The 20,829-nt window shown below is 65.9% G+C and carries 21 protein-coding genes, 1 other RNA gene and 1 pseudogene; 10 read left to right on the top strand and 13 right to left on the bottom strand.

Translation table 11 applies throughout. From position 1 onward, the window contains the following. Window positions 1-8 precede the first annotated feature (8 nt). The 4 genes from NS6_RS08940 to NS6_RS08925 are packed head-to-tail and all read right to left on the bottom strand — an operon-like array spanning window position 9 to window position 3,107. Window positions 9-1,058, bottom strand: coding sequence for an ABC transporter ATP-binding protein (locus NS6_RS08940; protein WP_068039351.1), 1,050 nt, complete (start codon window positions 1,056-1,058; stop codon window positions 9-11). After that, window positions 1,055-1,867 (bottom strand): molybdate ABC transporter permease subunit, encoded by an 813-nt coding sequence (gene modB / locus NS6_RS08935; RefSeq protein ID WP_084470864.1) that lies wholly within the window; start codon window positions 1,865-1,867, stop codon window positions 1,055-1,057. Before modB ends, NS6_RS08940 begins: the two co-directional genes overlap by 4 nt. Before the next feature lie 41 nt (window positions 1,868-1,908). After that, window positions 1,909-2,700, bottom strand: a complete 792-nt coding sequence (gene modA / locus NS6_RS08930; RefSeq protein ID WP_068039651.1) for a molybdate ABC transporter substrate-binding protein — start codon at window positions 2,698-2,700, stop codon at window positions 1,909-1,911. A gap of 5 nt (window positions 2,701-2,705) precedes the next feature. Continuing rightward, entirely contained in the window at window positions 2,706-3,107 is a 402-nt protein-coding gene (locus NS6_RS08925; RefSeq protein ID WP_068039648.1) for a TOBE domain-containing protein, read from the bottom strand. Window positions 3,108-3,298: 191 nt separating this feature from the next. Between NS6_RS08925 and NS6_RS08920 the strand changes: the two genes are divergently transcribed. Further along, entirely contained in the window at window positions 3,299-4,483 is a 1,185-nt protein-coding gene (locus NS6_RS08920; RefSeq protein ID WP_210747333.1) for a serine hydrolase domain-containing protein, read from the top strand. A gap of 251 nt (window positions 4,484-4,734) precedes the next feature. Here the strand turns inward: NS6_RS08920 and NS6_RS08915 are convergent, their stop codons facing one another. Together NS6_RS08915 and NS6_RS34590 are read right to left on the bottom strand one after the other, a co-directional pair. Further along, on the bottom strand, window positions 4,735-4,923 hold the full coding sequence (locus tag NS6_RS08915) for a hypothetical protein (RefSeq protein ID WP_068039343.1): 189 nt from the start codon (window positions 4,921-4,923) through the stop codon (window positions 4,735-4,737). Window positions 4,924-5,571: 648 nt separating this feature from the next. Next, window positions 5,572-6,009, bottom strand: a complete 438-nt coding sequence (locus NS6_RS34590) for a hypothetical protein (protein ID WP_157112671.1) — start codon at window positions 6,007-6,009, stop codon at window positions 5,572-5,574. A 396-nt stretch (window positions 6,010-6,405) separates the two neighbouring features. On the opposite strand from NS6_RS34590, the gene NS6_RS08900 reads away from it, so the two are divergent. The 3 genes and pseudogenes from NS6_RS08900 (at window position 6,406) to NS6_RS33765 (ending at window position 9,848) form a co-directional block, all read left to right on the top strand. Next, window positions 6,406-8,649, top strand: a complete 2,244-nt coding sequence (locus NS6_RS08900) for an NACHT domain-containing protein (protein WP_068039335.1) — start codon at window positions 6,406-6,408, stop codon at window positions 8,647-8,649. A 170-nt stretch (window positions 8,650-8,819) separates the two neighbouring features. Then, window positions 8,820-9,104, top strand: a pseudogene (locus tag NS6_RS36430) (SAM-dependent methyltransferase); the annotation flags it as partial. Window positions 9,105-9,251: 147 nt separating this feature from the next. Continuing rightward, window positions 9,252-9,848: a DUF1707 SHOCT-like domain-containing protein gene (locus NS6_RS33765; protein ID WP_068039645.1), complete on the top strand. Its 597-nt coding sequence runs from the start codon at window positions 9,252-9,254 to the stop codon at window positions 9,846-9,848. A 20-nt stretch (window positions 9,849-9,868) separates the two neighbouring features. Here the strand turns inward: NS6_RS33765 and NS6_RS08890 are convergent, their stop codons facing one another. Next, the gene (locus NS6_RS08890; RefSeq protein ID WP_068039332.1) at window positions 9,869-10,366 is read right to left on the bottom strand and encodes a hypothetical protein; all 498 of its coding nucleotides are present in this window, start codon (window positions 10,364-10,366) and stop codon (window positions 9,869-9,871) included. A 164-nt stretch (window positions 10,367-10,530) separates the two neighbouring features. Between NS6_RS08890 and NS6_RS08885 the strand changes: the two genes are divergently transcribed. Beyond that, the gene (locus NS6_RS08885; protein WP_068039329.1) at window positions 10,531-11,499 is read left to right on the top strand and encodes an MsnO8 family LLM class oxidoreductase; all 969 of its coding nucleotides are present in this window, start codon (window positions 10,531-10,533) and stop codon (window positions 11,497-11,499) included. Window positions 11,500-11,587: 88 nt separating this feature from the next. On the opposite strand, the gene fabG is transcribed toward NS6_RS08885, so the two are convergent. Beyond that, window positions 11,588-12,340, bottom strand: coding sequence for a 3-oxoacyl-ACP reductase FabG (gene fabG, locus NS6_RS08880; protein WP_068039326.1), 753 nt, complete (start codon window positions 12,338-12,340; stop codon window positions 11,588-11,590). Window positions 12,341-12,418: 78 nt separating this feature from the next. Continuing rightward, complete coding sequence (locus NS6_RS08875; protein ID WP_068039642.1) at window positions 12,419-13,036, bottom strand: TetR/AcrR family transcriptional regulator; 618 nt, start codon at window positions 13,034-13,036, stop codon at window positions 12,419-12,421. Between the two features lie 119 nt (window positions 13,037-13,155). Here NS6_RS08875 and NS6_RS08870 point away from each other — a divergent pair, with 119 nt between their 5' ends. Together NS6_RS08870 and NS6_RS36195 are read left to right on the top strand one after the other, a co-directional pair. Beyond that, on the top strand, window positions 13,156-14,646 hold the full coding sequence (locus tag NS6_RS08870; RefSeq protein WP_084470885.1) for an MDR family MFS transporter: 1,491 nt from the start codon (window positions 13,156-13,158) through the stop codon (window positions 14,644-14,646). A gap of 173 nt (window positions 14,647-14,819) precedes the next feature. After that, the gene (locus NS6_RS36195) at window positions 14,820-15,455 is read left to right on the top strand and encodes a DUF4870 domain-containing protein (RefSeq protein WP_210747332.1); all 636 of its coding nucleotides are present in this window, start codon (window positions 14,820-14,822) and stop codon (window positions 15,453-15,455) included. A gap of 82 nt (window positions 15,456-15,537) precedes the next feature. Here the strand turns inward: NS6_RS36195 and NS6_RS08860 are convergent, their stop codons facing one another. Together NS6_RS08860 and NS6_RS08855 are read right to left on the bottom strand one after the other, a co-directional pair. Next, window positions 15,538-16,425: an alpha/beta hydrolase gene (locus tag NS6_RS08860; RefSeq protein ID WP_068039322.1), complete on the bottom strand. Its 888-nt coding sequence runs from the start codon at window positions 16,423-16,425 to the stop codon at window positions 15,538-15,540. Between the two features lie 39 nt (window positions 16,426-16,464). After that, window positions 16,465-17,193 carry a 2-oxoglutarate/malate transporter gene (locus NS6_RS08855; RefSeq protein WP_174552576.1) on the bottom strand — a complete coding sequence of 243 codons (729 nt, stop codon included), beginning with the start codon at window positions 17,191-17,193 and terminating at the stop codon, window positions 16,465-16,467. A 37-nt stretch (window positions 17,194-17,230) separates the two neighbouring features. On the opposite strand from NS6_RS08855, the gene NS6_RS08850 reads away from it, so the two are divergent. Together NS6_RS08850 and rnpB are read left to right on the top strand one after the other, a co-directional pair. Next, complete coding sequence (locus tag NS6_RS08850) at window positions 17,231-17,860, top strand: TetR/AcrR family transcriptional regulator (RefSeq protein ID WP_068039319.1); 630 nt, start codon at window positions 17,231-17,233, stop codon at window positions 17,858-17,860. Between the two features lie 53 nt (window positions 17,861-17,913). Further along, an RNA gene (gene rnpB, locus NS6_RS08845) (RNase P RNA component class A) lies at window positions 17,914-18,328 on the top strand. 224 nt (window positions 18,329-18,552) lie between these two features. Here rnpB and NS6_RS08840 read toward each other — a convergent pair. After that, the gene (locus NS6_RS08840) at window positions 18,553-18,954 is read right to left on the bottom strand and encodes a hypothetical protein (RefSeq protein ID WP_157112668.1); all 402 of its coding nucleotides are present in this window, start codon (window positions 18,952-18,954) and stop codon (window positions 18,553-18,555) included. A 264-nt stretch (window positions 18,955-19,218) separates the two neighbouring features. Here NS6_RS08840 and NS6_RS08835 point away from each other — a divergent pair, with 264 nt between their 5' ends. Next, on the top strand, window positions 19,219-20,049 hold the full coding sequence (locus tag NS6_RS08835) for an NAD(P)H-binding protein (protein WP_068039315.1): 831 nt from the start codon (window positions 19,219-19,221) through the stop codon (window positions 20,047-20,049). 103 nt (window positions 20,050-20,152) lie between these two features. On the opposite strand, the gene NS6_RS08830 is transcribed toward NS6_RS08835, so the two are convergent. Beyond that, a complete protein-coding gene (locus NS6_RS08830) occupies window positions 20,153-20,536 on the bottom strand; it encodes a hypothetical protein (RefSeq protein WP_068039312.1) in 384 nt (127 codons plus the stop codon). Window positions 20,537-20,829 lie beyond the last annotated feature (293 nt).

Raw genomic sequence — 20,829 nt, 5'->3', positions numbered from 1 at the left:
AGCCCTCGTTACGCCGGATAGGTGTGGATCTCGGTGGCCTTGAGCGCCGCCCATAGTTCCGTCCCGGGCGTGATCCGGAGTTCGGCGACTGTGACGGGGGTGATATCGGCCAGCGCCGGCACCGCGCCGTCGAGGCGCACCCGCACGGTATGGGCGTGCTGCTCCAGACCCGCCACGGTCACCGGCCACGTATTGCGCGGGCTCCCACCAGGGCGCTCCGGATGCAGACCGACGGCCGACGGCGCGAAGGTCAGATACACGGGGCCGGTGGCCGGTTCGGCGACGGTGAGTTCACCACCGCCGTCGAGTCGCACCCGAGTGCCGGTCGCGGTTCCACGGAACAGGTTGAGGCCCACCAGATCTGCCACATAATCCGAGCGTGGACGCCGCGCGACCTCGGCCGGCGCCCCCTGCTGCACCACTGCACCCTGCTCTACGATTACCAGCCGATCGGCGAGCACCATAGCGTCGAGCGGGTCATGGGTGACCAGCAGTGTATGCCCGGGATAATCGCCGAGATGGTGGGCCAGTTCGGCCCGCACCCGCACCCGTGTAGCGGCATCCAGCGCGGCCAGCGGTTCGTCCAGTAACAGCAGCGCCGGGTCGACGGCCAAGGCCCGCGCCAGCGCGACCCGCTGCGCCTGACCCCCCGAAAGCTCCCGCGGCCGGGTCCGGGCGTAATCGGCCAGTCCCACCCGGCGCAGCCAGTCCGCAGCCTGTTCGCGAGCCGCTGACCGTCGCATACCGCGGGCGCGGGGCCCGAAGGCGACGTTGTCGAGGGCGTCGAGGTGGGCGAAGAGCAGATAATCTTGGAACACCACGCCGACCGACCGGTGTTCGGCGGGCACGAATTCGGTGGGTGGCGCGTCCCAGACCTGTTCGTTCAGCCGGATCGCCCCCTCGGTCAGCGGAGTCAGCCCGGCCAGTGCGCGTAGCGCGGTGCTCTTCCCGGCGCCGTTGGGGCCGAGTAGTGCGACGACCTCCCCGGGGTCGAGGGTGAGGTCCAGGTCGAGGGTGAAATCGCCGCGGGTGACCCCCAAGTGCGCCGCGAGTGTCACAGTGCCCCCCGGATCCAGCGTTCCCGCAGTGCCGCCAGCACCACCACCGACACCAGCAGCAGCACCAGGCTCAGCACGATAGCGGCCGCAGGATCGGTTTCCAGCGCCAGATACACCGCCAGCGGCATCGTCGTGGTGCGGCCCGGGAAGTTACCGGCGAAGGTGATGGTGGCACCGAATTCGCCCAGTGCCCGCGCCCAGCACAGCACGGTTCCGGCCACTACACCGGGCAGTATCGAGGGCAGGGTTACGCGCCGGAAGGTGAGCCAGCGGGAAGCCCCCAGGGTCGCGGCCGCCTCCTCGTACCGGGGGTCGGCGCCCCGGAGCGCGCCCTCCACGGAGATCACCAGGAACGGCATGGCGACGAACGCCTCGGCCACCACCACGCCGGCGGTGCTGAACGGCAGCGCGATCCCGAACCAGTCGTAGAGGTACTGGCCGATCACCCCGCGTCGGCCGAGCACCAGCAGCAATGCCACACCGCCGACCACCGGCGGCAACACCAGCGGCACGGTGACCAGCGCGCGGATCAGCCCGCGTCCGGGTAGATCACCCCGCGCCAGCAGCCAGGCGAGCGGGATACCCAGTAGCAGGCACAGCACGGTGGCCAGGCTCGCGCACACCAGCGAGAGTCGCAGCGCCTGCCCGACTTCCGCGCTGAACAACCGTTCCGGAAGGCCCTGCCACGGTGCTCGGATCAGCAGTCCGGCCAGCGGAACCATCAGAAACAGCAGGCCCAGCACCGCGGGGACCAGCAGCACCAGCGGCCGCCGCCCACGCACTGCCCGGCGCCGGCGCAGTGTGGCCATGCGGGATTGTCCCGCTGCCGGGCGCCGCGCGGGCCCGCCGCTCACGGAGCGTCGAAACCGGCCGTCGTGAAGACCGATCGAGCCTGCGGAGTCAACGCGAAATCGACGAACGCCGCCGCCGCGGCCGGATTCGGGGCCGCGGCCACCGGCGCCATCTGATAGTCGTTGATCGCTTTCTCCGATTCCGGGAACTCGATCCCGGTCACCTTTTCGCCCCCGGCCCGGACATCGGTCCGGTACACCAGCGCGGCATCCACCTCACCGAGCGTGACTTTCGTGAGCACCGCTTTCACATCGGGTTCACGGGTATCGGGTTGCGGGGTGATACCGGCCGCGGCGAAGGCCTTGTCGGCCGCCGCCCCGCACGGCACCTGTTCGGCGCACAGGGCGATCCGGGGTTCGGTACGGCCGAAATCGGCGAGACCACTGATACTGCCCGGATTCCCGCGCGGCACCGCGATTTCGAGGCGGTTACGCGCGAAGGTGACCGGCCCCCCGGTGATATCACCGGAGACCACCACCTGTTCCATATTGTGTGGCGACGCCGAGGCGAACACATCGGCCGGTGCGCCCTGCCGGATCTGTTCGGCCAGCGCCGAACTGCCCGCGAAACTGAACACCACATCCACGTCCGGGTGGGCGTCCTCGAACTGTGCACCGAGAGTGGTGAATACCTCGGTGAGCGAGGCCGCCGCGAACACCGTGAGGCTGCCGCCGAGTCCATCACCCGGCCCGCCGCTCGATTCACCCCCGGAGTCCTCCGACGCGCAGCCGGCCAGCACAACGACCAGCGCGACCGCCGGGGTCAGACGGCGTAATACCCGACCTGTCATCGTTTTCATGAGATCTCCGGTATCTCGACGACCACATGCGTCGACTTCACCGACGCCACTGCCACACTGCCCACTTCGAGCCCGAGTTCTTCCACCGATTCCCGGCTCAGCAGCGATACCAGCCGGAACGGCCCGGCCTGCATCTCCACCTGCGCCATCACGGTATCGGTGAGCACCCTGGTCACAATGCCACGCATCCGGTTGCGCGCCGAGGCCGCCACGGTTACGCCCGGTTCGGGCGCGTCGGCGATCTCCCGCGCGAACTCTGCCAGATCCTGCCCGCGCACGCCTTTGCGTCCGTTTTCCAGCCGGATCGACGGCAGCCGTCCCTGGTCGATCCAGCGCCGCACGGTGTCATCGCTGACCCCGAGCAGTCCGGCAGCCTCACGGATTCGCAGATACGTCACGAACAGCAGTATATCTACTTGAATACGGAGATATGTAGCCTGAGGATCCTCGGGTGCAGTCGCCGGCATGATCCGGCATCCTCGTGTTTCTCGGTATCGGCTCGGGTGACGATCGCCGAAAGGTGATACCGGAGTATGAGGCGGCCCGCCTGGCTGCGCACCTAGCGTTGTGGGAAAGATCAGGAGCGTGCATGTTCTTCCCTCGGACCGCCCGGCGTGCAGCCACACGTCATTACTGGTCGATGGGTACCGCGGCGGTGGTGATTGCGGCATCGGCCATCTCCGGCTGTGCCGGGGCACAAGTTCCCCGAGACGACGGGCCACATCTTCAACGCTATGTGGATGCGATTACGGCGCTCGGTGTGACCGGTGTGCAAGCTCGCGCCGTGGACGACGCGGGCCGGAGCGCGCTGGCGGTCAGCGGCGTAGCCGAAACCGATACCGAACGGCCGGTGCCGCACAACGGGTATTTCCGCGTTGCCAGTGCCACCAAACCCATGGTTGCCACCGTGGTTCTGCAGTTGGCCGGGGAAGGGCGGCTATCGATCGACGACAGCGTGGAGGCGTACCTGCCCGGAGTGGTCGTGGGAACCGGAGCCGGACGCGAGATCGATGGCCGCAGGATCACACTTCGGCAACTGTTACAGAACACCAGCGGTCTACTCGACGACTATCCGGGGTTCGATTCGAAGGCGCAATACTACGAGCATCGGTTCGATACCTATTCACGTGCCGAACTGATTCGGCGCGCTATGGCGGTTGCACCCGCTTTCGAACCCGGCCAGGGGTGGGCATACTCCAACACGAATTTCCTTCTTGCCGAGAGCATTATCGAATCGGTCACCGGTAACAGCTGGCAGGTAGAGATCGAACAGCGAATCTTGCGGCCACTCGGCATGCGGCATTCGGTATGGCCCAGCGGGAGTACCACCCTGCCCGATCCGCACGCCCGTGCCTACTCGGTATTTCCCGGCAGCGACGAGCTCGTCGACACCACCGAGGTACTCGACGGTACGGAGAATCTGATTTCCACGACCGCCGATATGAATACGTTCTATCGGGCACTGCTCGGTGGAAAGCTGCTGCGGCCCACGGAACTCGGCGAAATGCAGAGAACCGTCGATATCGACGACCGTACCGAATTGCTCTGGCCTGGCGGGAAATACGGTCTCGGATTGGTGCAACGGCCACTTCCCTGTGGGGGCGAATACTGGGGTCACGGCGGCGGTGATGCCGGGTATATCACCAGCGACGGGGTCGCTCCCGACGGCAAACGCAGCGTAGTGGTTTCCCAGACGACGGCCCTGCCGGAAAAGATGATCGAACAGGAAGCCGAGGCGAGTGAACTGGTCGCTCACGCACTGTGCGGCACATAGTGACCGGCTCGGCAGCAGTCTGCATTCGAGGTTCCCGTCGAGCACCCACAACCGCAGCCGGCGGGCCGTCCACTCCCGCCACCGCTGTTCACTCCACTGCGTGGCTTCCGCATGGAAGTGCCCGGCGGCGACCCGGCGAGCGCTTCCAGCCGCACCGTCCGCGCTGTCGGCCATTCGTCCGGCCCGATCGTTCGGATCGCCATGCCCAGATGTTCCACCGAAAAACCCTGTGCAGCAATCGATTACTCGCCTCAGGCGCGCTGCCGCACCAACTCCGACACCGGGCTGATCCTGGTGCCGAATGCCGACCACAGAGTCCCGTCGGTCGTCCGGCGCAGCGTGAACCGGTACTTGCCGTAGCACGCACGCGATACCGGCGACAGCGGCAACCGGCCGACAACACGGTAGGGGTTCCCGTTGATCCGTACATTCTGCTTCATACCTGCTTGCCCCTCTCGCCGTTCCTGATGATGTCGAACGCCACAGTGGCAGGAGGGTGCTGAAATACACCTGAAACCAGCTGAAAGCCCTTTCAGACTCGCCGGGAAAGCGCTCTGCCGGAGCGAACCGGCGAGCATTGCGAAGTATCCGGACCCGGCGCCGCACGGGTGCTCATATGCTGGGTCAACGTGCAGGTGAAAGCTCTGATTGGGCTGCCATGACACCATGCCGTGGCCGGATGTACAGCGCCCCGAGCCCGAGTACATGACCTGGGAGGAGCTCGAGTCCCTGCCCGAGGAGATTGCTGAACGCATCGAACTCTGGGAGGGCCGAGTGGTGTGGTTGCGCCGAGGTCCCCATGAGCACCAGGAATTCACCAATCTCCCGTGGAATGGTCTGCGGCGATGTGCGCGGACCCTACACCCTCGTGCCGGATGTGCAGCCTCCCCGAGCCCGGGATCACGGTGCTGCACCGCGCCAACTACATCCTGGCAGGTGCCTGGTCACCGACCGCTCCGGGAGTGATCGCGATCAACCGTTCCCGATCGGTATCCCCTGGCCCGACCTGGAATTCTGACCGCATGCGTCGATGGTGTGTGCCCTATACCCACAGCGCGATCTGCTCTGACTGCCGAACAGTCTCGTGGCTACGAGACCCGCGGTTCAGCGCTCTGCGTCCGGCAAAAGGCTTCCGGAGCGTTCGGAGATCTGGGGGCCTCAGAGAGAGCCTTCGCTGCCGGGATTTTCGCGAAGTAGCCCGCGCCGACGGCAATGTGCATCGGTACATACCAGAGCCGCTCAGCCCGGTCATGGTGGTGAAACCGAAATCCTGCAACGCTTTCTTGGCCGGAATCTTGGTTAATTGGGCAGCGCCCAAGCTGACCGGAGTGGTGGTGGCGAAGCGTCGGGGCGTGATTGATCCGAGCTCGCAGTTCGTGCTGATGACGGTCCGGGATCTGGTGGTTATGCTCACTGGCAGCAGCCGAGTGAGTTGCCGTGAAATGCCGTGTGAACTGGCCATATTCGAGGTGGCCGGGAGTATCGCACAGCCGGGCATCGACCGAACCATGAAGGGATTCAGTCATGATCAGTCCTGCATCTCTCGGTGTGATCGGTGTCTGTGAGTGCTGGGTGTGGCGGCCGTGCCCGCCCCCGAAGTTCCCGTGGATCGACGACCAGAGGGTCGCGAATCGAATAATATTCAACGCCTGGATGTTTCGCCGGAAATCGGCTGTAGTTCGGTCTACCACGTGCGCTGGCACGTATGAGATGGCAGGTTATTACGCATGTCGGGTGTGGAGACAGCAGTCGCGGGCGGGGTCGGTAAGGCATTGGTCCAACCGTCGATGTCGTTGTGGCGCTGGTGGAGACCACCCACGGACAGGGCATCGGTCGCGGCGTGGGCCGATGAATTGGCTGTGGCAGTACGTAACAGGGAACGACGGTCGGGTGAGGATCTACGGGTAGGCAAGGGAAACTACATGCGCGTCAGTTTCACCACCACCTCGCCATCACAGCCTGATGAAATGATCGAGTCGGCTGATGTCTCCGACATCACGGCCTATTACGAGCTGCTCGATCGACCGCTCCCGCGTCTGGTCGTACTCGGTGAGCCCGGTAGCGGCAAAACCGTCGCCGCAATCCACCTGGTGCTGGGACTCCTGGACACACGCCGGGGCTTGGCCGACGCGGTGCGCGCTGAGCACCCGGTTCCGGTGCGAGTCAACGCCTCGGGGTGGGATGGCACGCAGGATTTCTCCGGCTGGTTGACGACCCGGCTCGGCTACGACTACCCCCAATTGCGGCCGGTACTGGCACGAAAGTTGGTCGAGGACAGGATGATCCTGCCGATCATCGACGGTCTCGACGAAATGGACACTCCCGACGGTCAAGGGGCGCGGGCCCGCGCGCTGCTGGACCAGCTCAACACTGCCTGGCGCAACGAACCCGTTGTCGTCGTGTGCCGCACCACCGAGTTTCAGGAACTGGCAGACCTCCGTGCAGACAACGGGCTGCACGGCGCCGAAACCGTCACCCTGCAGCCACTGTCAATCGACCGGATCGACAGCTACCTCACCAGCTATCGGAAGGGTATCGGTCCCGCCAGCGAGGACTGGTCCGAGGTCACCGCCCACATCGTTTCCGAGCCGGACGGAGCCCTGGCAACTGCGCTACACAGCCCTTGGATGCTCAGCCTCGCCATCAACGCCCTGCACCCTGCCCCTGGCATCACTCCTGCGCCAGGCATCGCTGACCGGCTCACCAGTTGCACCACCGTAGACGCCGTCGAGGACCTCCTGTTCGCCGCCCAGATCCCCGCAGCGGTCGGTCTCAAACAGAAAAAGCAATACCGCAAGTACACCCGCGATAATGTCCACGTCTGGATGCAGTCACTAGCCCATTTCCTCGAAGACCGCCGTAACACCGGGCGCGACGGTACCTCCGTTCGGCTCGATGAGATCTGGGAAGTCGCAGGGAGTACCCGATGTCGTATCTTGCACGGACTTACCGTCGGCATCATCGTCGCGATCACGTTCGGTTTCGGCATCGCTGCTTACTATGTCGGGCTCTTGCGAGTGCTCATTATCGGGGTTGTGGTGGGAGCCATGATCGGGCTCGTGGTCGGGGGCAGGGCTGGACTCATCGAACCTACGGCGAAGCGCATGGTATGGCGGGCGACCGAAAAGTCGAGATGGCGCAAAGCGCTCTCGGTCGGGCTCGTGGTTTGGCTTGTGGTCGCAGGCGGTCTTGAGCTCGGGATCGAGCTCGCTGGCGAGAGCGAAATAGATTCTGCCCGCCACCCCTTGGCTTACCTCGTGGCTGGGGGTTTGTTTGGTGTCGCGTTCGGGGCCATGTTCGGGGCCATGTTCGGGGTGGTCGAATCTACGCGAGTGGTGAGGCGGGCGCCCGGACGGTCGAGATGGCGCAGAAGGCTCGTGGTCGGGGTTCTGCTCGGGTGGACAATCGTCAGTCACACCGTAGGCGTGATCCTCGGGGGCTCGGTCGACTCGTCGTGGTGGGACCAGCTCGCGGCGAACGTGGTGCTGGTTGTGGTCGCGGTTGGGCTCGTCGAACCTACGACGAAGCGAGTCGCGGTGTGGCGGGCGCCCCAGCTGTCAGGATGGCGCAGAGGTCTCATCATCGTACTTGCGCCCGTTGTCGTGCTCGTTGTCGCGGTCGTTGCCGTGCTCTGGGGCATTTTCATTTTCATGGCCCTGCTCGTGCCCATGCTCGAGTTCCAGGTCGTGATGTCGAGGTCTGACAGGATCGGGGTCGTGGCCATGTTCGCGGTTGTTGCCGTGCTCGTGGTCGCGGTCGGCGTTGATGCTAAGGACCAGTTACGCAGCGTGGTCGATGAAAGGCGACTGATTCGGGGCGATATCCAAGTCGCAGTCCTTGCCGGCGTGATGGCCTGCCTCGCGTCCGGTCTGATAATCGCATCTGTACATATATTCATGTTTACTGTTGACCGAGGCTTGTTTATGCGTGAGCTTCTGTTGGCGTTCGGACTCGTGTTGACGGTGGTGTTCGCGTCCGGTCGTGCGACTGGGAGATTCTTAACTGCGACGCTTATCTTCCGGTGCACCAAGGCCTTTCCGAATCGACCGACTGTGTTTCTGGACTGGGCTCGCCGCAATGGATTGCTACGTGTGAACGGCACTGCCTACCAATTCCGGCACGAAACCTACCGGCAATGGCTACTACAGCAACCCTCACTCGAGTAGCTGGTATGCGATGACCAGGGCGGCGACGGCATCGACTCTGGCGAGAATGGTCAGCGTGACTGCCCGGGAGACAGTGATGCGCTCGCCGCTTGGTGGTGGCGAAGCGTCGGTGGGATCAGCGATCTGTGCGCGCTGCTATGAACCGGGCGTGGACACGTACCTGGATCTAGATCGGCCGATCGGCGTCCTGCTGTGGGGTTCTGCATCACATCGACGACGTTCTCGATCCGGCCGGGAACGTGCGCGGCTGGATCAATACATTGCCAACCGGCTCGTTCGTGATGCTGACACACCTGTGCGACCCTGACCCCGGCGACATCCTGCACCGGTACGCGCTGTCGTGCCGGATGCGATACCTGGAAACGCTCGGGTCCGGCTGGTTTCGAACCCGCGAGCAGATTGCTGGGTGCTTCGATGGACTGTGGCTGGTCGAGCCCGGGTTGATCAAGCCCGGCGACTGGTGGCCGTGTGGTCTGCCGGCGCGGCCGCGGTCCGGCCTGGACCTCGCTGAAAAGCGAGCTTTTGGTGACGGACGCTGTCATGGCGACTCCGGCGGTCTTCCAGCCGAGTGCCGCGGTATCGACTCGGTTACCGTGAGACTCATGACGATCGAGCCGACGCCCGAATATCTTCCCGCATTGCGGGCCGGAGATGCCGATCGCGAGCGGGCCGCCACGATCGTCCAGGCGGCATTCGCCGAGGGGCGGTTGGAGCTGGCTGAGTTCGACGAGCGCATCGCAGCTGTCTATGCCGGCCGCACCGTGCCGGAACTGGAAACGCTCACCGCCGATCTGGTGCCGGCCGCGCACGGAAGCCGGACCGACCGGCTCGTTCTGCGATCCACCGGTAGCTCGGTGAAGCGCGAAGGGCAATGGCGGGTGCCGCCGCAGATCGTCGTCGAAACCGAGCACGGCGCCGTCCGTCTCGATTTCACCGAGGCCGTGGTGCGCTCACCGGAGGTGTGGGTGGAGGTGAAATCCGCGCACGGGTCGATTGTTCTGATCGTCCCCCCGGGCTGGAGCGTCGATATCGACGAAGTGACCAGCGAGTGGGGCAAAGTGACCAACACAGCGGGCCCGCCGGTATCCGGTCTGCCGCTGCTGCGGGTCTCCGGAGTCGTCCAGCATGCGAGGGTCACTGTCCGGCATCCCAAGCGCCGCTGGTGGTGGCCGTTCGGAGCACGCGCGAACAATCGGTGAAGCGCTGGCGCACCCTCGGGCTACCGAGGCGATAGCGAGTATTCGACGGAAACCGAATCAGGCCGGCGCTGTTCCTTTGTGGTGACCGTCGCCTTGTAGTGGCCCGGTTCGGTAGGGAGCTGGGCGGTGTCGTACCAGGGCAACTGCTGGTCGGGGTCGATGATCGAGCCTGCGGCGCCGGCGAACTGTAGTGGGACTTCGCCGGTGGCGCCGGTGCCGAGGTTCTGCCAGGTGATGTATGCGGTGGTTCGGCAAGGGCTGTCGGGGTCGGAGGGCTGGTCGGCGACGAAGGTCGGGTCGGTGTTGTAGAACGCGAAAGTGAGTGTGATCCGGCCGGTGGGTTCGTCGACGTTGCCGCGTATGTTTCCGTAGCAGAGGCCGCTGCCTTCGGTCACCAGGGTGTTGAGCGGTTCCTGTAGTGAAGGGCCGGCCGATGCCGGGGCCGCGAAGGCGATAACGGGGACGCAGACGAGTGAGGCCGCGGCCAGAGTGGTGCCGAGATTCCGTGTACGGCGCATATCTTTCCTCCCGGTAGTGATCAACTCTTTCCCTGCGTAATCGTTGCGCGTCGGTGCACGCGTTACCCGGCGGGACGGTGCGGTTGCTCGTGGCCGATATTGCCGACTGGATGAGATTGCACGGCTGATGCGTTGCGCCACAGCAGAGAGGTTGAGGAGGACTGATGCGCATCTCCCTGCTGGACCGCGCGCGGACACGTAGCGGTGAGCCCGATGCCGCGGCCGTGGCCACCACGGTGGAGCGAGCGGTTCGGGCGGATGAGCTCGGCTTCGAGCGATTTTGGACTGCGGAACATCACGCGGTGCCGGGGATCGCCGGCGCGGCCCCCACAGTGTTGCTTGCGGCGATCGGGGCACGCACCCGCAACATCCGGCTCGGTACGGGCGGAATCATGGTTCCGAATCACAGCCCGCTGGTGGTCGCGGAGCAGGCGCTGCTGCTCGAGGCGCTCTATCCGGGTCGGGTCGATATCGGGCTGGGTGGCTCGCTCGGGTTCACGGCTCCGGTGCGCCGGGCGCTGGGGCGAACGACCCTGCGTCCGGGCGAGTACGAGACCGATATCGAGGAGATCCGCTCCTATCTGAACGGAGACGCCGATATCACGGTCAGGCCCCGGGTCGGGCCGCCGCCGGTGTTCCTGCTCGCCATCAAGGATGGGTTGTCGCTGGCCGCCGAGCTGGGGCTGCCTGCGGTGATCGGAGGTCCGCTGCTGCGGAACTCGAAGGCGATCGACGCCTATTTCCGTGATTTCCGTCCAGGCGCCCGCACTCCGGATCCATACCTGATGGTGAGTGTCGATATCTCCGTCGCGGAGACCGCCGAGCGCGCCCGGGACCTTCTGCTGCCGGAGGCATGGGCCTTCGCCGATTCCCGGGACGTCGGGGAGTTCCGTGCACTGCAACCTGTCGAGGACGTGCGGCGGATGCTCGGTAGCACTCGCGCGAAGAAGGCCGATGCTGTGAACGGTTGGATGGACGCGGCTGTTTCGGGCACCCCTGAACTCGTGGCCGATACGCTGACGGATCTTCTCGAGCGAACCGGCGCCTCGGAAATCCTCGCGAGCGTGAGCGCCTACGATCGCGACGACGTCAGGAAAACCGACGAGTTCCTCGCCTCACTACAGGATCGATAGCTGACTCGGCGATGCGGGCGAGGGCGTGCCGGCAGCCCGGTCGGCGGGATGGTGCGGTTGTTCCCCGGACACCACCCCGCCGGGGACGTCAGTCCTGCGGCCCGCCCGCCACATAGATAACCTGCCCGGACACGAATCCCGCTCCCTCACTGACGAGGAACGACGCGGTGTTCGCGATATCCTCCGGCCGGCCCACCCGCTGCACCGGGATCTGCGCGGCGGCGGCCTTCTGGAAGTCATCGAAATCGACGCCGACCCGGGCCGCGGTGGCCGCGGTCATATCGGTGACGATGAAACCGGGAGCGATCGCATTGGCGGTCACACCGTATTTGCCCAGTTCGAAGGCCAGGGTTTTGGTGAAGCCCTGCATACCGGCCTTGGCCGCGGAATAGTTGACCTGGCCGCGGTTGCCCTGCGCCGAGGTGCTGGACATATTGACGATCCGGCCCCACTTCTGCTCGACCATGTACTTCTGGGTGGCCCGGGTGAGCAGGAAGGCGCCGCGCAGATGCACACCCAGCACGGTGTCCCAGTCGTCGACGCTCATCTTGAACAGCAGGTTGTCGCGCAGGACGCCGGCATTGTTGACCACCACGGTGGGTTCGCCGAGTTCGGTGGCCAGCCGTTCGACCGCCGCGTTCACCGAATCCTCTTTGCTCACATCGGCGGCGAGCGCGAGCGCTTGCCCGCCGGCGGCGGTGATCGCCGAAACGGTGTCGGCGCAGGCGGCCTCGTCGAGGTCGAGGACCCCGACCTTCATCCCGTCGGAGGCCAGTCGTCGAGCGATGGCGGCCCCGATTCCCCGGGCGGCGCCGGATACCACTGCGATCCTCTCGGCCATACGTCTGATCCTCTCCTGTGGGCGGTAGTTCTTACGCCATCTAACAGCGTGCGCGGGCCGGGAGCGAGGGGTGGCGGGTCAGAGGGTGCGGATGCGTGCGCACACGGCCTGGTAGATCGACGCCAGATCGGAGTCGCCACCGTTCGGCCCGCAGGCCTCGACCCATTCCTCGAACGCGAGCTGTACCGAGACCTGCGCGATCTGGACGATCGTCCGCACTCGGGATCGGTTGCCGGCCTGGCCACGTCCTTCGATGAGCGCCATCGAACGTTTGGTGTTGTCGGCATAGTGGGCGAGCGCGGCCCTGCTGAGGGCGGCGTCCGCCGAGACCAGCTTCTGGATTCGCAGGGCGGTCGCGGCGACCTCGCTCTGTTCGTCGTTGCGGATATCCTCCATCACCCGGCCGATCGCGGTCTCCAGATCGGTGAGCGACAGCGACTGCATATCCGCGGTTTCCAGACAACTGTGCACGGCCTCGTCGAAGCCGAACGAGTCGAACAGGACGCATTCTTCTTTTGTCGCGAAATAGCGGAAGAACGTCCGCTGGGAAATACCTGCCGCGCGGGCGATCTCCTCGCTGGTGGTGTGGTCGACGCCGTGGCGTTCGAACAGGGCGAGTGCGGCCTCCCGGATCTCGATACGGGTGGCATTCCGGCGGCGCGCACGCAAATCGAGGGGCGGCGTAGCAGAGAGCACGGCCACAGGGTACTTCCTCGCGGTGGTGGCGGGGCAATCAATGCCAATATGTCAGCGACTGCCACTTTTGTTAGGGTGGCTCGGTACCAGCGGCACTATCGAGCGGATGAACCCAGGTGATAGACAACTCGGTGGCGACGACGGCCGATGACGCGCACCACGACGGCGGGCGTGCCCCGGGGGCGTTTCTACTGATCGGGCTCTTGCTCGTCGCAGCGTTTGTCGTGATCCTCAACGAAACCATCCTCAGCGTGGCCCTGCCGACCCTGATGGTGGACCTCGATATCAGCGCGGCCACCGCACAATGGCTGACCAGCGGTTTCCTGCTGACCATGGCGATCGTGATTCCCACGACCGGGTTCATCCTGCAGCGGTTCGCGTTGCGCGCGATCTATATCGCCGCAATGTCGCTGTTCAGCGGCGGCACAGTGATCGCTGCGCTCGCGCCCGGATTCGAGGCCTTGATCGTGGGCCGGATCGTGCAGGCGGTGGGTACGGCGCTGATGATCCCGTTGCTGATGACGACCATTCTCAACCTGGTGCCCGAACGGTCACGCGGTAAGACGATGGGACTGGTGTCGATTGTGATCTCGGTGGCGCCCGCCATCGGGCCCACCGTGTCCGGCCTCATCCTGCAGTCGCTGAGCTGGCGGGCGATGTTCTGGATCGTGCTGCCGTTCGCAGTCCTCGCCCTGGTTCTGGGCGGGGTGTTCATCCGCAACGTCACCGAGCCGCGCAAGGCGCATCTCGACTACATCTCCGTACCGCTGGCGGCACTCGGATTCGGCGGGCTCGTCTTCGGGTTGAGCAGTATCGGCGAATCCGCGTCCGGGCATGCGCCGATCCCGCCGTGGCTGTCGCTCACGGTCGGTGCGGCCGCACTGGCGCTCTTTGTCGTGCGCCAGCTGAAACTGGTGGACCGGGGCCGGGCACTACTCGATCTGCGGACCTTCGCGGTCGGCCCCTTCCGGCTCGCCGTCATCCTGATGGCCTGCTTGATGCTGAGCCTGTTCGGCGCGCTCATCATCCTGCCGATCTACCTGCAGACCGTGCTCGGCAAGGACGTTCTCACCACTGGGCTGGTCCTGCTGCCCGGCGGGCTGGTCATGGGTTTGCTGGCCCCGGGTGTGGGTGCCCTGTTCGATCGGTGGGGAGCCCGGCCGCTGGTCCTGCCCGGAACCATCGCGCTCAGCATCGGCTGCTGGATTCTGGCCACCCTGGACGAGAACTCCTCGATCGCCCTGGTGATCACCGCGCATGTGATCGTGAGCGCGGGTATCAGCTGCGGTTTGACGCCGTTGATGACCTCGGCGCTGGGTTCGCTACCGCCGGAGCTGTATTCCCACGGCAGTGCGACCGTCAGTACTGTGCAACAGGTCGCGGGCGCGGCGGGGACCGCGTTGTTCATCACGATGATGACGCGCGGTACCGAATCGGCCCTGGGCGACGGCGCCGAGCCGGTTGTGGCTGCCGCCGACGGCGTGCATACCGCTTTCCTGGTCGCGGCTGTGCTGTCGCTGGTCTTGATCGCCGCGGCGGCGATGGTGCGCTCCCCGAAGCCGGCGGTCCCGGCCGAAGTCGGTGACCGACTGAAGAAAGTGTCGCAATGAGGACGGTGGCGTAGCGGCCGTGGCGTAGTGAGCGGCGTAATTCTCGAATCCCCGGTGCCCGGCAATGCCGGGTAGCGGCGGAATTCACCTAGGGGTGGGAAACCTGCACTCCCGTAGGACTGTTCGTGCCCCCTATGCTCGGGAAGTCCTGTCGCCTGCAAGTTTGGAATGTGATGACCGATCCTCAGCCGCCCTTCGACCTGTCCAAAGGGCAGCAGAACCCGCCGGGGCAGCAGTATCCACCCGGCCAGCAGTACGCATCGGGGCAGCAATACCCACCTGGGCAGCAGTTCGCAACGGGGGAGCAGTACCCGTCCGGCCAGCAGTACGCTCCGGGCCAGCAATACCCGCCGGGGCAGCCGTACCCCCCGGGCCAGCAGTATGCGTCGCAGCCGGATTTCGGTGGGCAGCCGCAGTACGGTGCGCCGCAGCAGGGGTACGGCCACCCAGGGCAACAGCCCTATGGTGCTCCGGTGGGGGCCCCGGTATCGCCCGCCGATGCAAAGATGTGGGGCATGCTGGCTCATGTGGGCGGCATTCTGCTCGGCTGGATCGCGCCACTGATCGTCTGGCTGATGTACAAGGATCGTGACGAGTTCGTTCGCCGGCATGCGGTCCACGCGTTGAACTTCCAGATCCTGCTGTTCATCAGCATGATGGTGTCGGCGTTGCTGTCGATCATCCTGATCGGGCTTCTCCTGCTGCCGATCGTCTGGATACTGGGGCTTGTCTTCTCGATCATGGCCGGAATCGCGGCCAACAAGGGCGAAGAGTACAAGTACCCGATCAATGTCTCGTTCGTGAAATGAGCGGATGCGGGCCGGTGTTCGCCGGTCCGCATCCCGGCCCCGCGGTACCGGACGGTGCAGTTTCCCGGTACCGCGGCGCTTGTCACGGCCGTAGTACCGCGGTCAGGAATTCGGTCTGGTCGTGGACGGTCTGCTCGAACAGATCATCGAAATAGATATCGAAATGCCCGGCGGTATAGCGCTTCACCTGGGCATGCTTGGTTTTCCCGGCGGCCCGCAGCGCGGGTTCCACCGGTGTGATCGAATCCTGGTCACACAGGGCATACAGCACCGGCATCTTCAGTTCCTTGGCATGCCGGCCCGGCCGGTCGAACAGCAGCGGGAAGGCCGCGCGCGCCGGAATCTTCGGCCGATAGGCCGGGCTCTCTTCGGCCAGCCGGCCGAATCCGGTCGGTACTTCCGCACCGGTGGCCATTGCCGCGGCGCGTTTACGCCCGGCGAGCCGGACCTGGACCGGCTTCCGAAAGATTGTGCCGAACAACGCATCCGTGAGGGCCAGGGTGCCCACCTTCACCAGGCTGATCGGCCCCTTCGCCAGTGCGGAGGAGAATCCGCTGACGAACGGAGCCTGTGCCACCACCGCCGCGATATAGGCGTCGTCGGGTGCCACGGTCAGCGCATGACCGCCGCCCAGCGAGGTCCCCCACAGCGCGATCCGCGTGGCATCGAAGCCTCGGAGAGTTCGCGCGTAGGCGATGGCGGAGGTCCAATCCTCACGTTGCCGAGCGATATTGACCGTCTGCCGCGGTTCGCCGTCGCTGCTGCCGAAATGCCGGTAGTCGAATACCAGGACCCCCATTCCCGCGGCGGCGAACCGCCGCGCGTACCGATCCAGACCCATTTCCCGGTTCGCTCCCAGCCCGTGCCCCATCACTACGATGGGGCGGGGCTTGGGTGGACCGGCCGGTTGGTACAACCAGCCGGCACATTTCTGACCTCCCGACGGGAAGCCGACCTCCACACGCTCCATGAGCAGTGACGGTACCGAGGTGTTGTTTCGCCGAAGTTGTCAGTCCGGCTGGGCGCCGGCGCCGTGACGGGCCGTGGTCGCGGTCGTGGTCGAGCGGTGGATGTGGTCGGCGGAGCGGATGAGGGTGATTCCGTAGCCGATGAGCCACACCGCCCACAGTAGCCAGCCGGCCAATCCGAACAGTGCGAAATGGTCGTGACCGGTGACGATCAGCGGGGTGAGCGTAGCGCCCGCGAATTGCAGGCAGGCCGCGACGGTTCCGAGGACCAGCTGCCATCGGGTGAGCAGACCGGCGGTGAACCCGGCCGTGCCGAGTCCGAACATTGCCAGCGCCAGGAATGTGCCGTTGAACCCGAATACCGCTTCGTGTAGTGCCCAGAGCGTGCCGACACTCGCCGGATCGCCGGCCGTCGACATCGCCAGGCGTATCGCGACGACCACGGTGAAGGTGGCGTTCTGCAGCAGGACTCCGGCGAAACCGGCGTAGGCCCAGGCGGTTCGGCCGCCCGTGGCCAGGACCGCCGCCAGTGCGCCCGCGGCGAACAGCGTTGCCAGGGCCCATACGGCAGGTAATAGTGCCGATACCGCGATGGTGGGCGGGTCGGCGGACAGGAAGAATTCGATCGCCTCCTCGGTGGATGAACCGGGCGAGGGCATTCCGGCGGGAACGAGGACGAGATTGGCGGCGACGATGAGCAGTGCGAAGCCGATTCCTGCCGCGCCGGCGGTCTGCTGGGCGACCACGGCATCGAAGGATTTTCTGGACATATATTCAATATAAGGCACGTAAACCGAAAGGGGAACCATGGACGGCGAGCCCGACCGGCGCCGATACGATTCGCTGCGCAGAACCGCGCAGGCACAGGAGACCACCGCGCAGATCGCCCGCTGCGCCCGCGAACTCTTCATCACGCGGGGCTGGGCGGCCACCACGGTGCGCGAGGTCGCCAAACACGCCGGAGTCTCGGTACCCACGGTGTACGCGGCCTACGGCAACAAAACCGGGCTCACCCGGGCGCTCGCCGACGCTGCCGACCTGTCCGGCGACCTTCCGCGCATGATCACCGAGCTCGAGGCCGCACCCGGTCCGGCCGCTCAACTGGCGGCCATGGCAGGTTACGACCGCCGGCTGTTCGAGCGGGCCGGAGATGTCATCGTGCTGCTGCGGGAGGCGGGCCGCGCCGAACCCGAACTCGCGCGCGAATATCGCGACGGTCGCCACCGCGCCGACGAAACCCGCATCCAGGTGTTCTCCGGATGGCCGGACGGTGTGCTGCGCCCCGGGCTCATGGTGGACGAGGCCGTCGATATCTACGCCGCACTCTGCAATATCGACGTGTTCACCGTGCTGACCGGCGAGCGCGGGTGGGCACCGGACCGGGTCGAGCGCTGGTGGGGCACGGCCCTGATCCGGGAACTGCTGGCGGTCCCGTGATCGGCTGGGCGGAGCGGGGGCCGAGGCCGGTAGCGAGTATCGTGTGCGGCGGATGAGCCGGCCGGGCGGCCGCGGCGCCGGGAACGGACACTCACACGGTGTCACGCCGGGCGCCGAGGAAAGTCCGGACTCCACAGAGCAGGGCGGTTGCTAACGGCAACCCGGGGCAACCCGCGGGACAGTGCCACAGAAAACAGACCGCCCGTGACCCGTCAGGGCCACGGGTAAGGGTGAAACGGTGCGGTAAGAGCGCACCAGCGCCCCGGGTGACCGGGGCGGCTCGGTAAACCCCGCCCGGAGCAAGGTCGAAGGCCGCACCCCAGGGTGCGGTTGCGCAGGTGTTCGAGGGCTGCTCGCCCGAGCCTGCGGGTGGACCGCTCGAGGTACCCGGCGACGGTGTGCCCAGATGGATGGCCGCCACCCGGTGCGAACCGGGGACAGGATCCGGCTTACAGGCCGGCTCATCCGCGCCCGGAACATCCCATGATCACAGGGGGTAGAGCCCGCTGGAACCGGTATGTGCGAACCGGTTTTCCACCGGGGCCGCCGCTCGGCGACTCGGACGGTAGGCACACCGTGGGTGCCCGGGGCGGATATCGACGGGACAACTACGGGACGGGGCCGTGACGGCAGGTCCTGATCCAGGGGCCGGGGCCGACAGCTCGAATCCCCGCGCTTCCGGTGGCGCCGTGTCACCGCATCCGGCTGACCCAGGGAGCATGGTCGACCGGTGCGGTGGCGGCCCGGGTGGAGGCGAGTTTGCGTATCGCAATGGTGCCGCCCGCCGGCTCGGTCGGCGTGGCCGCCCGGTTGCGTGGCCGGCGTACGGGTGTGGCCCCGACTCTTCCGTGGGCCGTTTCCCAGCCCGCGACGAACGCTGCCCGCACCGCGTCCGTCTCGGCAGTACCGATGCGGTGGGTTGTGCGGTATTCGTCCCAGGCAGCGTTGCGTGCTTCCCGGGCCCGGCTGTGGATACCGGCCCGCAACACCTCGGTGGCCAGCTCGGTGACGGTGCGGCCCTTCACGGCTGCTCGGTCCATGAGGATCCGATGGTCCGCACTCTGCAGACGGACCAGGATGTCGATATAGCTCATCGGAACTTCCTCGGGGCTGAGCCTTCGCCGGAGCTGCGGCCGCTTCGGTTCGGGCGGGGCGGTTTCGGTGGCGGACGCCGGGGCGCTACGGGCCTGCGTGCCCGCCGGCAACCGGTCGGTGCGCGGCAACGACGCGGTTGCCTGTGTAGTCGCGCCGGCGCGTTCGGGGGTTACTCCCCGGGGTGTCCCAGAAAATAGGGGTTGGACAGCAGGATCCGTGCGCATTAAAGTCGCCGTCGGCAAATCGTGGGGACGGGAGGACCTATGACGATTCTGGTAACCGGCGCCACCGGCAATATCGGCCGGAAGGTCGTCGACGAACTACTCGCCCGTGGCATCGGGGATATTCGCGCACTGACCGTCGACCCGGCCAAGGCGGCGCTGCCGGAGGGGGTCACAGCCGTCCGCGGGTATGTGCGCAAACCGGAGACCCTGCGCGGGGCGCTCGACGGCGTCGAACGGATGTACCTGGCGCCGGCGCCGGACACTGTGGACGAAGTAGTGGCGCTGGCCCGGGCCGCGGGGGTGCGTCATATCGTCGACCTGTCCGGCGAACCCGACAGCTGGTGGGGCGCGGTCTCGAACGCGGTCGAGGCGAGCGGGCTCGCTTGGACGCATCTGTGGCCCGGGGATTTCATGGAGAACACCGAGATCTGGGCACGCCAGATCCGGGAAACCGGTACGGTCCGCGAACCCGACCCCGATGCCGGCAGCACCCCGATCGCCATGGACGATATCGCGGCCGTGGCCGCCGCGGCGCTGTCCGGCGACGGCCATATCGGCCACGCCTACTCGTTGACCGGGCCGGAGAAACTCACCCGGGCACAACTGCTGGCGCAGCTGGCATCCGCGCTGGGCCGGCAGATCGAATTCGTGCGGGCGACCCGCGAGGATACGATCCGGGTACTCACCCCCACCATGGGCGATACCGCGACCTGGTACGTCGACAATGTGCTCAGCGGCTTGGACGGGGTCACTTTGCCGGCGAACCGGGTCGCCGAAGAAATCCTGGGACGCCCGGCGATGACGTTCGCCGAATGGTCGGCCCGCTACGCCTGCGGGATTTTCGGTTCGGATACCGGGACGCGGGATTGAGCACAAAGGGATTTCCGCCCGGTCCGGGTAATTCGAACCGTTGATTCCGGCGCGGTTCGAGCCAGTTCCCGGGTATCGATCGGAATGCCCGGTACAGGCAGTTCTACTGCTGTCCGCACATCGCGGCGACCATCTGATGGACGGCCGCGGTTTCCTGCGGTGTCGGCGCGGTGCCGCCGGTATCGAGGCGTTCGGTGAGCGCGGTGGTGATCTCGTCTTCGGAGGCACCCGACCGGATATCGGCACAGGTCTCGGTGAAGATCGCGGTGAGCGCGGCATCGTCGCGGCCCTCGGTCAGCCCGGGGAAGGCGCCGCGGAAACCGATGACGAAGGAACCGGCCTTCACCTGGTCGACTTTCGCGATATCGGGGTTCACGACCGATGAGGTCGCGGCGGTTTCCTGCTCTGCGCTGTCACTCTGACAGGCTGTCGCGGCGATCGCGAGCACTACGAGGGCGGCGGGTAGAAGAACTGAGGGTCTTTTCACGGCCCGGATGCTAACTCCACGAGGTGGACACCGTCCCCCGCCGGGCGGGGGACGACGTTCACCCAGTGGCCGTTCAGGCCGTGGGTCCGACGACGAACATCTGCGCCAGGGTGGTGGCCTGTTGCGGGCCGACGAGGGGGAGCAGATAGTCATAGATGAGAGTGGACATACGTGAGGAAACTCCAACTCGGGTTCGTTGAACGCTTACGGTCCGCCACAGTAGCAGTTGCGGGGGAGGGGCGAACTTTTCGCGAGAGATTCGTGCAGAGGTGGCATAAATGGTGATCGGCATC

This window comes from Nocardia speluncae NBRC 108251, assembly GCF_001613245.1.
Taxonomy (GTDB): Bacteria; Actinomycetota; Actinomycetes; order Mycobacteriales; family Mycobacteriaceae; genus Nocardia; species Nocardia speluncae.
This window is presented reverse-complemented; position numbering and strand designations above follow the sequence as displayed.

Excerpts from the sequence above, each read along its gene's own strand:
- modA (WP_068039651.1), bottom strand. The coding sequence starts at position 2,700 with ATGACAGGTCGGGTATTACGCCGTCTGACCCCGGCGGTCGCGCTGGTC.
- NS6_RS36195 (WP_210747332.1), top strand. The coding sequence starts at position 14,820 with ATGACCGATCCTCAGCCGCCCTTCGACCTGTCCAAAGGGCAGCAGAAC.
- NS6_RS34590 (WP_157112671.1), bottom strand. The coding sequence starts at position 6,009 with ATGACTGAATCCCTTCATGGTTCGGTCGATGCCCGGCTGTGCGATACT.
- NS6_RS08920 (WP_210747333.1), top strand. The coding sequence starts at position 3,299 with ATGTTCTTCCCTCGGACCGCCCGGCGTGCAGCCACACGTCATTACTGG.
- NS6_RS08850 (WP_068039319.1), top strand. The coding sequence starts at position 17,231 with ATGGACGGCGAGCCCGACCGGCGCCGATACGATTCGCTGCGCAGAACC.
- NS6_RS08915 (WP_068039343.1), bottom strand. The coding sequence starts at position 4,923 with ATGAAGCAGAATGTACGGATCAACGGGAACCCCTACCGTGTTGTCGGC.
- NS6_RS08885 (WP_068039329.1), top strand. The coding sequence starts at position 10,531 with ATGCGCATCTCCCTGCTGGACCGCGCGCGGACACGTAGCGGTGAGCCC.
- NS6_RS33765 (WP_068039645.1), top strand. The coding sequence starts at position 9,252 with ATGACGATCGAGCCGACGCCCGAATATCTTCCCGCATTGCGGGCCGGA.
- NS6_RS08890 (WP_068039332.1), bottom strand. The coding sequence starts at position 10,366 with ATGCGCCGTACACGGAATCTCGGCACCACTCTGGCCGCGGCCTCACTC.
- fabG (WP_068039326.1), bottom strand. The coding sequence starts at position 12,340 with ATGGCCGAGAGGATCGCAGTGGTATCCGGCGCCGCCCGGGGAATCGGG.
- NS6_RS08835 (WP_068039315.1), top strand. The coding sequence starts at position 19,219 with ATGACGATTCTGGTAACCGGCGCCACCGGCAATATCGGCCGGAAGGTC.
- NS6_RS08840 (WP_157112668.1), bottom strand. The coding sequence starts at position 18,954 with ATGAGCTATATCGACATCCTGGTCCGTCTGCAGAGTGCGGACCATCGG.
- NS6_RS08860 (WP_068039322.1), bottom strand. The coding sequence starts at position 16,425 with ATGGAGCGTGTGGAGGTCGGCTTCCCGTCGGGAGGTCAGAAATGTGCC.
- modB (WP_084470864.1), bottom strand. The coding sequence starts at position 1,867 with ATGGCCACACTGCGCCGGCGCCGGGCAGTGCGTGGGCGGCGGCCGCTG.
- NS6_RS08900 (WP_068039335.1), top strand. The coding sequence starts at position 6,406 with ATGCGCGTCAGTTTCACCACCACCTCGCCATCACAGCCTGATGAAATG.
- NS6_RS08855 (WP_174552576.1), bottom strand. The coding sequence starts at position 17,193 with ATGTCCAGAAAATCCTTCGATGCCGTGGTCGCCCAGCAGACCGCCGGC.